This is a genomic window from Microbacterium sp. NPDC057659 (assembly GCF_042799915.1).
Classification (GTDB): Bacteria; Actinomycetota; Actinomycetes; order Actinomycetales; family Microbacteriaceae; genus Microbacterium.
Map to the genome: position 1 here is coordinate 1,113,324 of NZ_JBHVHU010000002.1, position 13,035 is coordinate 1,126,358.

Annotated in this window: 14 protein-coding genes; 9 read left to right on the forward strand and 5 right to left on the reverse strand. The window is 69.9% G+C overall.

Annotated elements, in window-relative coordinates; translation table 11 throughout:
* The first annotated feature begins 259 nt into the window (after positions 1 to 259).
* The 3 genes from ACFVAE_RS13760 to mmsB are packed head-to-tail and all read left to right on the forward strand — an operon-like array spanning position 260 to position 3,818.
* Positions 260 to 1,765 carry a CoA-acylating methylmalonate-semialdehyde dehydrogenase gene (locus ACFVAE_RS13760; protein ID WP_378893118.1) on the forward strand — a complete coding sequence of 502 codons (1,506 nt, stop codon included), beginning with the start codon at positions 260 to 262 and terminating at the stop codon, positions 1,763 to 1,765.
* 2 nt (positions 1,766 to 1,767) lie between these two features.
* Entirely contained in the window at positions 1,768 to 2,937 is a 1,170-nt protein-coding gene (locus ACFVAE_RS13765) for an acyl-CoA dehydrogenase family protein (RefSeq protein WP_378893572.1), read from the forward strand.
* Complete coding sequence (gene mmsB, locus ACFVAE_RS13770) at positions 2,934 to 3,818, forward strand: 3-hydroxyisobutyrate dehydrogenase (RefSeq protein WP_378893120.1); 885 nt, start codon at positions 2,934 to 2,936, stop codon at positions 3,816 to 3,818. The genes ACFVAE_RS13765 and mmsB overlap by 4 nt, the downstream gene beginning before the upstream one ends.
* Positions 3,819 to 3,827: 9 nt before the next feature.
* On the opposite strand, the gene ACFVAE_RS13775 is transcribed toward mmsB, so the two are convergent.
* Positions 3,828 to 5,111: a threonine/serine exporter ThrE family protein gene (locus ACFVAE_RS13775; protein ID WP_378893123.1), complete on the reverse strand. Its 1,284-nt coding sequence runs from the start codon at positions 5,109 to 5,111 to the stop codon at positions 3,828 to 3,830.
* 97 nt (positions 5,112 to 5,208) lie between these two features.
* On the opposite strand from ACFVAE_RS13775, the gene ACFVAE_RS13780 reads away from it, so the two are divergent.
* On the forward strand, positions 5,209 to 5,985 hold the full coding sequence (locus ACFVAE_RS13780; RefSeq protein ID WP_378893126.1) for an enoyl-CoA hydratase-related protein: 777 nt from the start codon (positions 5,209 to 5,211) through the stop codon (positions 5,983 to 5,985).
* The gene (locus ACFVAE_RS13785) at positions 5,982 to 6,431 is read left to right on the forward strand and encodes a putative immunity protein (protein WP_378893129.1); all 450 of its coding nucleotides are present in this window, start codon (positions 5,982 to 5,984) and stop codon (positions 6,429 to 6,431) included. The genes ACFVAE_RS13780 and ACFVAE_RS13785 overlap by 4 nt, the downstream gene beginning before the upstream one ends.
* Positions 6,432 to 6,512: 81 nt before the next feature.
* On the opposite strand, the gene ACFVAE_RS13790 is transcribed toward ACFVAE_RS13785, so the two are convergent.
* From ACFVAE_RS13790 to ACFVAE_RS13800, 3 genes are read right to left on the reverse strand one after another with little or no spacing between them, the layout of a single operon-like run.
* A complete protein-coding gene (locus ACFVAE_RS13790) occupies positions 6,513 to 6,959 on the reverse strand; it encodes a YdeI family protein (protein ID WP_378893131.1) in 447 nt (148 codons plus the stop codon).
* Positions 6,960 to 6,985: 26 nt separating this feature from the next.
* The gene (locus ACFVAE_RS13795) at positions 6,986 to 7,420 is read right to left on the reverse strand and encodes an SRPBCC family protein (RefSeq protein WP_378893133.1); all 435 of its coding nucleotides are present in this window, start codon (positions 7,418 to 7,420) and stop codon (positions 6,986 to 6,988) included.
* 11 nt (positions 7,421 to 7,431) lie between these two features.
* Positions 7,432 to 7,965 (reverse strand): MarR family winged helix-turn-helix transcriptional regulator, encoded by a 534-nt coding sequence (locus ACFVAE_RS13800; protein ID WP_378893135.1) that lies wholly within the window; start codon positions 7,963 to 7,965, stop codon positions 7,432 to 7,434.
* 106 nt (positions 7,966 to 8,071) lie between these two features.
* Between ACFVAE_RS13800 and ACFVAE_RS13805 the strand changes: the two genes are divergently transcribed.
* From ACFVAE_RS13805 to ACFVAE_RS13815, 3 genes are read left to right on the forward strand one after another with little or no spacing between them, the layout of a single operon-like run.
* Positions 8,072 to 8,845: an electron transfer flavoprotein subunit beta/FixA family protein gene (locus ACFVAE_RS13805; protein WP_378893138.1), complete on the forward strand. Its 774-nt coding sequence runs from the start codon at positions 8,072 to 8,074 to the stop codon at positions 8,843 to 8,845.
* 2 nt (positions 8,846 to 8,847) lie between these two features.
* On the forward strand, positions 8,848 to 9,816 hold the full coding sequence (locus ACFVAE_RS13810) for an electron transfer flavoprotein subunit alpha/FixB family protein (RefSeq protein ID WP_378893142.1): 969 nt from the start codon (positions 8,848 to 8,850) through the stop codon (positions 9,814 to 9,816).
* A gap of 5 nt (positions 9,817 to 9,821) precedes the next feature.
* On the forward strand, positions 9,822 to 11,405 hold the full coding sequence (locus tag ACFVAE_RS13815; protein WP_378893144.1) for a cytochrome b/b6 domain-containing protein: 1,584 nt from the start codon (positions 9,822 to 9,824) through the stop codon (positions 11,403 to 11,405).
* Between the two features lie 361 nt (positions 11,406 to 11,766).
* Here ACFVAE_RS13815 and ACFVAE_RS13820 read toward each other — a convergent pair whose 3' ends face one another.
* Positions 11,767 to 12,273 carry a GNAT family N-acetyltransferase gene (locus ACFVAE_RS13820; RefSeq protein WP_378893147.1) on the reverse strand — a complete coding sequence of 169 codons (507 nt, stop codon included), beginning with the start codon at positions 12,271 to 12,273 and terminating at the stop codon, positions 11,767 to 11,769.
* Between the two features lie 120 nt (positions 12,274 to 12,393).
* Between ACFVAE_RS13820 and ACFVAE_RS13825 the strand changes: the two genes are divergently transcribed.
* Positions 12,394 to 12,954, forward strand: coding sequence for an acyl-CoA thioesterase (locus tag ACFVAE_RS13825; protein ID WP_378893150.1), 561 nt, complete (start codon positions 12,394 to 12,396; stop codon positions 12,952 to 12,954).
* Positions 12,955 to 13,035 lie beyond the last annotated feature (81 nt).

Consider the following 13,035-nt stretch of genomic DNA (forward strand, 5'->3'; position numbering starts at 1 on the left):
TCTTCGCGGTCGGAACGGACCGCGGTGGGAGCTGAGCTCACCATGACGCGAAGTCGACGCCCTTCCGGTCTGAGTCGTTCGCGTCCCTCTGTTCTACGCGGCGCAGGTTACGCGCCGGTGAACGCACGCCCCCGGTTTCCCGACGGGTGCGGGAAGGGCTGAGCGACAAGGAAGCAGATACTAGGAACCCCTACTATCTGCTCGGAAACCCGAGTATGGTGGTCACTGTGCCAAAGACGGCACAGAGGAGCGTCGCACAATGACTCGTACAATCCCGCATTTCGTGGGCGGATCGCACTTCGAGCCCCAGGAGGGCCGGTTCGCTGACGTGTTCGACCCCAGCACCGGCGCGGTGCAGGCCCGCGTGCCGCTCGCCTCGGCCGCCGAGGTGCAGCAGGTCATCGCGAACGCCGCCGCGGCGCAGCCCGCCTGGGCCGCGACCAACCCGCAGAAGCGCGCCCGCGTGATGATGCGGTTCGTCGACCTGGTGAATCAGAACATGGACGAGCTGGCCCGGCTGCTCTCCAGCGAGCACGGCAAGACCTTCGAAGACGCGAAGGGCGACGTCATCCGCGGTCTCGAGGTGATCGAGTTCTGCATCGGTGCCCCGCACATGCTCAAGGGCGAGTACTCGACCGAGGTCGGCACCGGCATCGACGTCTACTCGATGCGCCAGCCGCTCGGCGTGGTCGCCGGCATCACGCCGTTCAACTTCCCGGCCATGATCCCGCTCTGGAAGGCCGGCCCCGCGATCGCGAGCGGCAACGCCTTCGTGCTGAAGCCCTCTGAGCGCGACCCCTCGGTGCCGGTGCGCCTGGCCGAGCTGTTCATGGAGGCCGGTCTTCCCGCCGGCATCCTCAACGTCGTGCACGGCGACAAGGAGGCGGTGGACACGATCCTCACCGATCCGCGCATCGAGGCCGTCGGCTTCGTCGGTTCCACGCCGATCGCGGAGTACATCTACTCGACGGCGGCCGCGAACGGCAAGCGCGCGCAGTGCTTCGGCGGCGCGAAGAACCACCTCATCGTCATGCCCGACGCCGATCTCGACCAGGCCGCCGACGCTCTCATCGGAGCCGGATACGGCTCGGCCGGTGAGCGCTGCATGGCGATCTCGGTCGCCGTCCCGGTCGGCGAGGAGACCGCTGACGCGCTGGTCGCCAAGCTCAGTGAGCGGCTCGCCGACCTGAAGGTCGGCCCCGGCCTCGAGCCGGGCGTCGACTACGGCCCCCTGGTCTCGTCCGCCGCGAAGGCCCGCGTCGAGGGGCTGATCCAAGAGGGCGTGGATGCCGGGGCGAGGCTGGTCGCCGACGGCCGCGGCCTCGTGATCGAGGGCTACGAGAACGGCTTCTACCTCGGCCCCACCCTGTTCGACCGCGTCACCACCGACATGTCGATCTACCAGCAGGAGATCTTCGGCCCGGTGCTCTCAGTGGTCCGTGCCGCGGACTACGAGGAGGCGCTGGCCCTGGCATCCGACAATCCCTACGGCAACGGCGTGGGCATCTTCACCCGCGACGGCGACGCCGCTCGCGACTTCGCCGCGCGCGTGAACGTGGGCATGGTCGGCGTGAACATCCCGATCCCCGTGCCGATCGCCTACTTCACCTTCGGTGGCTGGAAGGCCTCGGGCTTCGGCGACCTCAACCAGCACGGCGCCGACGGCTTCCGCTTCTACACGAAGACCAAGACCGTGACCAGCCGCTGGCCGTCAGGTATCAAGGACGGCGCCAGCTTCGTGATCCCGACGGGAGACCACCGATGACCATGGTGACGACGACCACGGAGGAGCGCGAGGCCATCCTCGGCGCGGTGCGCGACTTCGCCGAGACCGAACTGGCCCCGCACGCGATCGAGCGCGACGAGAAGCATCTCTTCCCGCGCGACACCCTGCACCGCGCCGGCGAGCTGGGCCTGGGGGGCATCTACGTGCGGGAGGAGTTCGGCGGCACCGAGCTGTCGCGCGTCGACACCGTCGCCATCTTCGAGGAGCTCGCCAAGGGCGACCCGACGATCGCGTCGTACATCTCCATCCACAACATGGTCGCGTGGATGATCGACACCTATGGCGCCGAGGCGCAGCGCTCCGAGTGGCTGCCGCAACTGACCGCGATGGAGACCTTCGGCTCGTACTGCCTCACCGAGCCCGGTGCGGGATCGGATGCCGCGGCGATCGCCACCAGCGCCGTCCGCGACGGCGACGACTTCCTGCTCACCGGCGTCAAGCAGTTCATCTCCGGCGCCGGCGAGGCCGGTGTGTACGTGGTGATGGCGCGCACCGGTGCCGCAGGCGCGAGCGGCATCAGCGCATTCGTCGTGCCCGCCACAGCGGAGGGCATCTCCTTCGGCGCGCCGGAGAAGAAGATGGGCTGGCACGCGCAGCCCACCCGGCAGGTGATCCTGGACGGCGTCCGGGTGCCGGCATCCGCCATGCTCGGCGACGAGGGCCGTGGGTTCGCGATCGCGATGTCGGCGCTGAACGGCGGGCGGCTGAACATCGCCGCCTGCTCGCTCGGCGGCGCGCAGTGGGCGCTGGAGAAGGCCGTGCAGTACGTGCACGAGCGCGAGGCGTTCGGCGAGCCGCTCGCCGAGAAGCAGTCCATCCTGTTCGCGGTCGCCGACATGCGCACCGACCTGCAGGCCGCGCGGCTGATGGTGCGCGACGGCGCGCAGGCCGTCGACGAGAAGGCGCCGGATGCCACGATGCGCTGCGCGATGGCCAAGCGCTTCGCGACGGACGCCGGGTTCGATGTCGCCAACAGGGCCCTTCAGCTGCACGGCGGCTACGGGTACCTTCAGGACTACGGGATCGAGAAGGTCGTCCGTGATCTGCGGGTGCATCAGATCCTGGAAGGGACGAACGAGATCATGAGACTCATCGTCGGACGCGAGATGCTGCGCCCCGCCGGTTCCGCGTCGATGCGGAGCGGATCATGACTCGCATCGCGTTCCTCGGCCTCGGACACATGGGACTGCCGATGGCGGTCAACCTCGTCAAGGCCGGGCACGACGTGCGCGGCTACGATCCGGTCCCCGCCGCAGTGGAGGCGGCATCGGCGGCGGGCGTGCCGATCGCCTCCTTCGGCATCGACGCGGTCGCCGGCGCCGAGGTGGTCATCACGATGTTCCCCGCCGGGAAGCATGTGATCGCCGCCTACGAGGACGGCCTGCTGGCGGCTGCCGACCCCGGCACCCTGTTCATCGAGTCGTCCACGATCGCCGTCGATGAGGCGCAGACCGCGCACGCGCTGGCGATCGAGGCCGGGCACCGCAACATCGACGCCCCGGTCTCCGGCGGCGTGGTCGGCGCCGAGAACGGCACGCTCGCGTTCATGGTGGGCGGGTCCGACGAGGACTTCGCCGCCGCGCTGCCGCTGCTCGAGGTGATGGGCAAGCGCATCGTGCACTGCGGAGGTCCCGGCCTCGGGCAGGCGGCGAAGGTGTGCAACAACATGATCCTCGCGGTGTCGCAGATCGCCGTCGCCGAGGCCTTCGTGCTGGGGGAGCGGCTGGGGCTCGAGCATCAGGCGCTGTTCGACGTCGTGTCGCAGGCATCCGGTCAGTGCTGGTCGATCACGACCAACTGTCCCGTGCCGGGCCCGGTGCCCACCAGCCCCGCGAACCGCGACTACCGGCCCGGCTTCGCCGGCGCGCTGATGGCGAAGGACCTCGGGCTCGCGCTGCAGGCGATCGAGCAGACCACGACGGATGCGCAGATGGGGCGGCTCGCGCAGCGCATCTACGCGGAGTTCGCCGCGGGCGAGGGGGGACACCGGGACTTCTCGGGCATCATCACCGACATCCGCGACGCGTCCTGACGCCGCGGCTCAGAGCTTGGCGAGTCGCATCGCGCGGCGCCGGCCGCGCAGCATCCGCACCAGGTAGTGGCCGAGGATCGATCCGGATGCCAGCGCGGCAGCGGTCGCTGCCGCGAGGAAGGTGTCGAACAGGCCGTTCAGTGACGACGAAGCCAGCTGCATCAGACCGTTGAACAGCAGCAGCCCCGGAAGCATCGGGATCAGTGCCGCGACCAGCAGCGGCAGCGTGGGTGTGCGGGTGATGCGCGCCATCACGGAGGAGAACACCCCCACAGTGACCGCCGCCAGACCGGCGGTCCACAGATCGCCGAGTTCGGCTCCGGTGCACAGCAGGGTCACGCCCTCGCCGATCAGGGCGAGCACGGCGACGCCCCAGAGCGCGCGCCACGGCATCTCGGTGCCGAGGGAGAATCCGAGCGCCATCACGACAGCCGCGGCCATGCTGATCAGCGGCGTCTGGTCCGGCTGCGCCTCTGTGACGCTCACGACGATCGGGGCGCCCCAGCGCTGCAGCAGCAGCGATGAGCTGATCACTCCGGCGGCGATGCCCGTGGTCGCGACCAGCGCTTCCATGAGCCGGGCAAGACCGGTGATGTAGAAGGCCGTGAGGATGTCCTGCACGCCGCCCAGGACGGTCACGCCCGCGAGCATCACGATCACCGTCGACACGACGACGAGCGTCGATGACGAGCCGGGGTCGACCAGGCGGACCAGTACTGCGGCGACGGGGCCGATCGCGCCGCCGAGAAAGGTGCGGAACAGCAGAGGCACGCCCCGTCTGCCGAGCCCGACGAGCACGACGTCGAGAACTACCGCAGCGACCAGCGCGACCACGGCGACCACTGGGCCGCCGCCGAGCAGCAGCGTGGCACCCGCGCCGAGGAGACCCCAGCCGAGCCGGCGCACGGCGACCGGCGTCAGCGGTCGGGCGGTGCGAATGCGGGAGAGCTGCCGCGCGGCGTCGGGCAGTTCGATCCGACCGGCGACGATCCGCTGATGCAGAGCGGCGACTGCGGTGAGCCTGGTGTAGTCGAGCTGCCGGGCGGGCAGATTGTGCCGTCGTGAAATCGACTCGTCGGTGCTGGCGTTGGTCCAGGTGAGGGTGATCGAGCCCGGCGCGATGTCGGCGTCGATGTTGCCCAGACCGTAGGCCCTGGTGACCGCGATCATGGCCTCGGTGGTCTCCTGAGCACCGGCCCCCGCGCGCCAGAACACCATCGCGAGGCGGATCGCGAGGTCGAGAATCGCACGGATGCGGGCGGACGCGTCCAGGCTGTAGCGGGAAGGGGCCATCGGCCCCATTGTCGTCCGATGGTCCACAGGCGCGCGATGCCATCCCGAGCACCTGGGATACTGGGGGGACTGCGATGAAGCGGTGGAGGGAGCATCCATGACCGAGTACGAGACGATCCTCGTGGACCAGCGAGGACGGGTGGGCTGGATCACCCTCAACAGGCCGCAGGCATTGAACGCGCTGAACAGCGCGGTGGCCGAAGAGGTCACGGCGGCGGCGGTGGCCTTCGACGCGGACGCCGGGATCGGCGCAATCGTCGTCACCGGATCCGAGAAGGCCTTCGCGGCCGGCGCCGACATCAAGGAGATGGAGGGCATGACCTCCGCCGACATGCTCGGCACCGATCACTTCGGCGCGTGGCGCGACTTCGCCGCCGTGCGCACCCCCGTCATCGCCGCGGTCTCGGGCTACGCCCTGGGCGGCGGCTGCGAGCTGGCGATGATGTGCGACATCATCCTCGCCGGCGACAACGCGGTGTTCGGGCAGCCCGAGATCAACCTCGGTGTCATCCCCGGCATGGGTGGCACGCAACGTCTGATCCGCGCGGTCGGCTACTACAAGGCCGCCGAGCTGGTGCTTTCCGGCCGTCTGGTGAAGGCTGAGGAGGCCGAGCGCATCGGACTGGTGTCTCGGGTCGTACCGGCGTCGGATCTGCTCGACGAGGCGACGAAGCTCGCGAACACGATCGCGTCGAAGTCGCTGCCGTCGGTGTACGCGGCGAAGGCGACGCTGGACGCCGCGATGGAGACGCCGCTGGCCGAGGGCCTGGACGTCGAGCGGACGCAGTTCGCCGCGCTGTTCGACACCGCCGATCAGAAGGAGGGCATGGCCGCCTTCCGCGAGAAGCGCGAGCCGAACTTCGTGCACCGATGAGCGAGAATGTCGAGACCGCGCCGGACGACGCGGATCTGAAACTCTCCGAGGCGGATCGTCGGGAGCTGGTGGCGTGGACTCTGGCGTGCGCCGAGCGGATGCTGCCGATGTTCCTCGCCGAGCACCCGGACGATGCGCGGCCGCGCGCGGCGCTGGACGCCGCCTACGCGTTCCTGCGCGGCGAGATGGACATCGACGACGTGCGCAACTGGGCGTTCGCCTGTCATGCTGCTGCGCGCGAGGCGACGGATGCCGCAGCCGTGGCGGCCGCCCGCGTATGCGGTCAGGCGGCGGGGGTGGCGCACATGGCCGCACACGCCCGGCAGGTGCCCCGGCACACGGCGAAGGCGTTCCCCGGGGACCGCGCGCGCCGCGACGAGGAACTCGCCTGGCAGCGTGCGCAGATCCCCGCGCGCTTCGAGCACTACGTGTACGACGGGGACTGATCGCCGCGCCGACTCCGCGAGAAACCACCTTCTGCGCGAGAAATCATGCGCCACATGGTTTCTCGTGCGGGGAGTGGTTTCTCACTGCGCGCGGAGCTCGTCGAGGGTCTTCTGCAGGCGACGCGCACGAGTCTCCTCCTGCTTCGCCTCGGCGATCGACCTTGCCATCTCCTTCCGACGGGAGAACGACAGGTTCTCGAACTCTGCGCGGATGGCGGGGTCGGATGCCAGGGCGTCGGCGAGCTCCGGCGGGAGTTCGACCGTGCGCTCGGCGGTGTCGGGGGCGATGACGACGTCGAACTCGTCGCCGAGCTCGACGGCCATCTCCTGGCGCACCGCCTTGCTGAACCCGATGAGGTTCTGCCCGCCCATGCGGGCCAGGCGCAGCCGCGCGGTGCGGCCGGCGATGGTGACGGTGACGGGGAACGCCTTGGCGCTGCTGAGCGTCGCGACCTGTTCCTCGTCGAGCACGATCGCGCCGGCGGGCCCCATCGGCTGAAGTGTGGTGTGCAGTCTCAACTCGCTCATCCCGCCACACTAGGCGCGCGGAGGACTCAGGAGAAGTGCCTGCTGATGCCGTCGTTGCGCTCGGTGATCACGCGGATCAGATGGCGGCGCATGATCAGGGCGTCCACGACGCGACCGAGGACCAGGAACGGGGAGCGGAAGACGAGCTCGTCGCGCATGAGCGTCCCGCCGTCGACCTCCTCGAACTCGTGCGTGTGCTGGAACTCGGCGAACGGTCCTCGGACCTGTCGGTCGCGGAAACGATGCGGTCGGTCGAGGTCGTAGACGAGCGAGGTCATCCGGAACCTCACGCCGAAGTGCCGGGCGCTCCAGGTGATCCGGTCGCCCTCGGCGAGCATCCCGGAGGTCGGGCCGCCGGCGACGCGCTCGCCGTGGGAGCTCTGAGAGTCGACGTGCATCCCGACGTCGAGAGAGATGTCGAAGACCTCCGTCGGGGTCGCCGGAACGACCCGCTCGAGCACGAAGGACGCCATCAGAGGGGGTCGGGAACCGGGCGGGGGTCGGCGAAGTCGCCGGCGTGCTTGCGCAGCCTGGCGACGATCGAGACCAGGTCCGAGGCGTCCTGCGAGGACAGGCCGGGGTGCGAGAAGACCTCGTCGTTCAGGGCATCGGTCGCCCGGGCGACGAGGTCGCGCCCGGCGTCCGTGAGCGAGAGCAGTGCGGCGCGGCCGTCGTGCGGATGCGGCTCGCGCAGCGTCAGTCCGTCGCGGACCAGACGCTCGGCGGTGCTGGACAGGCTGGTCGGATGCACCTGAAGGCGGGCGACGATGCTCGAGAGCGGCATCGACCCCGTGCGCGTGAAGGCCAGCAGGCGCAGCACCTCGTAGCGCGCGAACGTGAGCCGGAACGGCTTCAGCGTGGCATCCACCCGGGCCAGCAGCAGCTGCTGTGCACGCATGACGGAGGTGACGACGGCCATGCCGTCGGCGGCGTCCGTCCAGCCGTGCGCAAGCCACTGTCTCCTCGCCTCGGCGAGGGGATCGATCGGCAGGGGGCGGTTCGCCATGCATCTAAGTTACCGGTCGCCCGAGATTGGTACTCAATTTCACGGTTGCTGGAATTCAATTTCAGGGCGCTGACCGCTAGGATCGTGTCAGGCGTGAGGAGGCTCGATGAAGATCTACGTCCTGGTGAAGGAAGTCCCCGACACCTACGGTGACCGCAAGCTGGACCTCGAGACGGGGCTGGCCGACCGGGCCGGTGACATGGTGCTCGACGAGATCACCGAGCGTGCGCTCGAGGTCGCCCTCGCGTACGCGGACAAGAATGCGGGCACCGAGGTGGTCGCGCTGTCGATGTCGCCCGAGTCCGCCACGGCTTCCGTGCGCCGTGCGCTCGCGATCGGCGCCGCATCCGCCGTCCACGTCGTCGACGAGGAGCTCCGCGGAGCCGACCTGACGCTCACCGCCGAGGCTCTCGCCGCAGCCGTCCGCCGCGGCGAGCCCGACCTCGTGATCACCGGCAACCTGTCCACCGACGGCTCCGGCGGCGTCATCCCGGCGATGCTCGCCGAGCACCTCGGCTTCGCGCAGGCCACCGCGCTCAGCGCCGTCGAGATCGACGCAGGCCAGGTCAGCGGCACCCGCGCCGCGGATGCCGGGAATCAGCAGGTCACGGCATCGCTTCCGGCGGTCATCTCGATCACCGAGGCGCTGCCGGATGCCCGGTTCCCCAACTTCAAGGGCATCATGGCCGCGAAGAAGAAGCCCCTCGAGGTGCTCTCGCTCGCCGACCTCGGCGTCTCCGCCGACCCGGCCGCGGCACCCCGCGCCATCATGACCACGGTGGCCGAGAAACCGCCGCGGGCGGCGGGCGTGAAGATCGTCGATGAGGGCGACGCCGGCACGCAGCTGGCGGAGTTCCTCGTGCAGAACAGGCTGGTGTGATCATGGCGTACCCCGCGAACCCGATCCTCGTGCTCGCCGACCTCGAGCCGTCCGGCGAACTCGCAGGCAGCACCGCCGGCCTCGTCGGCGCCGCCGCGCAGATCGGCGCGCCGGTCGTGCTGGTCGTCGGCGGAACCCCTGCTGCGGCCGAGGCGGCCGCGACCATGGGCGCGCAGGCCGTGCTCACCGCCGAGGGCGATGCCGCCGCGCTGACCGTCCCCGTCGTCGACGCGCTGCAGGCCGCCTACGCGCAGGTGCAGCCCGACGCGGTGCTGATCTCGAACTCGATCGCCGGCCGCGATGTCGCCGGCCGCCTCGCGGTGCGCGAGAAGCTCGCCCTCTCGGTCGACGCCGTCGGCGTCTCCCGTGACGACGAGGGTGTCGTGGCGCACCACTCGGTGTTCGGCGGATCGTTCCTCACCCAGTCGGCGCCGACGTTCGGTGCCCCCGTGGTCACCGTGCGTCTCGGCGCTGTGGATGCCCGTGCCGAGGCCGCCTCCGCGACCCCGGAGGCACTCGCCGTCACCGCCTCCGGCGCCGTCGCCGCATCTGCGGGCCCCATCGACGCCGTCGAGCAGACCTCGTCCCGCCCCGACCTGCGCGGTGCGGCCAAGGTCGTCTCTGGCGGCCGCGGGCTCGGCTCGAAGGAGCAGTTCGTGCTCGTCGAGCAGCTCGCCGACGCGCTGGGCGCCGCGATCGGAGCATCCCGCGCCGCGGTGGACGCCGGGTACATCCCCTACGCGCACCAGGTCGGCCAGACCGGCGTCTCGGTCTCGCCGCAGCTCTACGTGGCCCTCGGCATCTCGGGCGCGATCCAGCACCGTGCCGGCATGCAGACCGCGAAGACGATCGTCGCGATCAACAAGGACGGTGATGCCCCGATCTTCGACATCGCAGACTTCGGCATCGTGGGTGACGTGTTCACGGTCGTCCCGCAGCTGATCGAGGCGCTCGAAGCGCGGAAGAAGTAGTCACGATGGCGGAGAGGATGCTGCGCCGCGGACTGCCGCGGGTGAAGGGCGGCGAGCCCTGGCCCGCCGCCGTCTCGGTCGAGATCGCGGATGCGACGGTCGCGGCCCCCGCGGCCGCCGACGCTGCGGTCGCTCACGGAGCGGCGGCCGGCGCGCCGGATGCCGGACCGATCGCGGCATCCGAGGCTGCGGCCGAGGTGCCGGCCCCCGATGCGGTCGCGCCTGCTGCGTCTGCGGCATCCGTCGCGCCCGCTGCATCCGGTGCCGCCCTGCGCCGGGGCCTTCCGCGCGTCGCCGGTGGCGAGCCGTGGCCGCCGGCCGCGGCCGCAGAACCTGCTGCGTCCGTCGCTGTTCCCGCCGTCGCAGCAGCCGCGCAGACCGTCGAGAGCGCGCGGGTCGAAGCGCCGGCCGCACCGGCATCCGTCGCGGCCGCACCGGCATCCGTCGTTCCCTCGGCATCCGCCGGCGCAGCCCTGCGTCGCGGCCTGCCGCGCGTCGCGGGTGGTGAGCCCTGGCCCCCGGCCGGCACCGCCGTCGCGGCTGCGGCCGTGGCGCCCGCCGTCGAGGTTCAGGTCGTCGATGACACCCCGGTCGCCACGCTCGTACCCGCCGGTCCCGACGTCTCCACTCCGCTGCCCTTCACGCGCACGGTCTGGGCGGGCAGGGCCCCGCGTCACGTGGCAGAGCCCGAGGCATCCCGTCGCCCGACCTGGACTCAGGTCATCGCCGGCCTGTTCGGCGCAGCAGGGCTCGGCCTGGTGGCGATCGCCGGCATCTTCCTGGTGCGCGCGTTCCTCAGCCTGCCGTTCATGCAGGACTTCCTCGCGGCGTTCCCGGGGGAGTACCACACCGAGGCGGCGCCCGGCATCCCCGGTTGGGTGGGCTGGCAGCACTTCTTCAACATGTTCCTGATGCTGCTGATCATCCGCTCCGGTCTGCGGGTTCGTCGCGAGAAGCGCCCCGAGGCCTTCTGGACGCCGCGCAACGACCCGAAGGGCAAGACCAGCCTGACGATCTGGTTCCACCAGTCGCTCGACGTGCTGTGGATGCTGAACGGCGTGATCTTCATCGTGCTGCTGTTCGTCAGCGGCCACTGGATGCGGATCGTGCCGACCAGCTGGGAGGTCATCCCGAATGCGCTGTCGGCGCTGCTGCAGTACGTGTCTTTCGATTGGCCGACCGAGAACGGCTGGGTGAACTACAACAGCCTGCAGGTGCTGGCCTACTTCACCACGGTCTTCATCGCCGCGCCGCTGGCCGCGATCACCGGATTCCGGATGTCGGGCTTCTGGCCCAAGAACGCCGAGGCGCTCTCGAAGGCCTACCGGATCGAGTGGGCCCGCAAGCTGCACTTCCCGATCATGCTGTACTTCGTCGCATTCATCGTCGTGCATGTCGCACTGGTGTTCCTGACCGGGTTCCAGGCGAACCTCAACCACATGTTCGCGTCCAGCGACAGCACCACGTCGTGGGCCGGCTTCTGGTTCTTCGTGTTGGCAGTCATGGCCATGGCCGGCGGCTGGCTCGCCGCCCGCCCGCTGGTGATCGCGCCGATCGCCCGGCTGTTCGGCACTGTCTCCGGGCGCTGACCGTCGCACGACCTCGGATGCTGTGGATCGGCCTGTGGCCCGCGATCGATGCCCAGCCCGGTGGGCCGGTGGACGGATGCCGAGGACGCGCTGCGTGCGATCGCGTCCCTGCTGCTCACGTACTGATGCTCCCCGCGCATCAGTCGGTGAGTGGGCCGGCGAGGTCGCGGAATCACGGAACGCAGGTTCGCCGTGAGGATCAGAGCGCAGAACGTCGGGGTGCGGGGACACGGGGCACAGCGCACCGGTGCCGAGTGCGGATCTGCAGCGCCGCGGAGCGCAGGCCCGCGAGCAGCGCTGTCTGGGCAGACGAGAACGGGGCCCCTCCCGTAGGAAAGGCCCCGTTCGTGAAGACGTCGGGTCAGCGCACGAAGCGCACCTCGGTGAGCGTCTCACCCAGGAACGGCTCGGTGTGGCTGGCGCCGTCGAGCGTGAAGCCGTTGCGCAGGTAGAAGCGGTGCGCGCGGGGGTTGTCCTCCGCGACCCAGAGGTACAGCTCCTCGCCCTCGTCGACGGCGGCATCGAACAGGCGCTGGCCGAGGCCGGTGCTGTGCCACTTGTCGAGCAGGTAGATGAAGTAGAGCTCGCGCAGCGCCGGGGCGTCCTTGTCGCGGGCGGGGCCCGAACCGACGAAGCCGACGATCTCGCCGTCGACGAGTGCGGCGCTCATCCGGAAGTCCTCGCCCTGGCGGGCCCAGTTGACCCAGAGCTCGGCGAGGCGCTTGGGCGACACCTTCTCGAGGGCGGCCTTGCTGATGAGGTGGTCGTAGGTCTCGTGCCAGGTCTGTGCGTGGACGCGGCCGAGTGCTTCCGCATCCGCATCGCGGACCGGACGGACGATGATCTCGGGCTGGGCTTCGGCGCTCATGCCCGTGACTCTACGCGCGGTGGCCGTGGAGGTGAAATCGACCAGGACACACGGGGTCAGCATGTGACTCTCCCACAAGCGTTTTGCGGCATCCGTTGCCGATAACTACTGTCAGACCTCGTGAACGTGATCTGGCGCACCCTCCTCGTCATCCAGCAGGCCCGACGTCGCGCGCGCCGAGGAGCGGCGCTCGAACCCGCCGAGGTCAGTCGCATCCGGCTCACCACGCTCCCCACCGACATCGACATCCTGCGGCACATGAACAACGGCCGATACCTGTCGCTGTTCGACCTGGGGCGCTGGGACCTGCTGATCCGCACCGGACTGTTCGACGAGATGAAGCGTCGTGGCTGGTACGCGGTCGTCTCCAGCGAGACAGTGACCTTCCGCAAGTCGCTCGAGCTGTGGCAGCGTTTCGACGTCGAGTCGCGCATGGTCGGCCACGACGAGAAGGCCATCTTCCTCGAGCACCGCGCCGTCGTCGACGGCGAGATCTACGCCCGCGTGATCGTTCGGGCGCGGATGCTGCGCCGCAGCGGCGGCACCGTGCCGCACGACGAGCTGTTCGCGGCTGTCGGTCATCCCGAGGGCGTGCCCGGCGTTGACGAGTGGATCCACGACTGGGCCGGTGCCTCGGCTCTGCCGCCCACCAAGGCGGAAGCCCCGAGCATCTGGCACTGACCGTTTGCAGATTGCGTAAGTTCCTCGGTTCTTTCCCTGTCATCCAGGGCGGAATGCTCGCTGAACGTCAAGTCCGTCAGT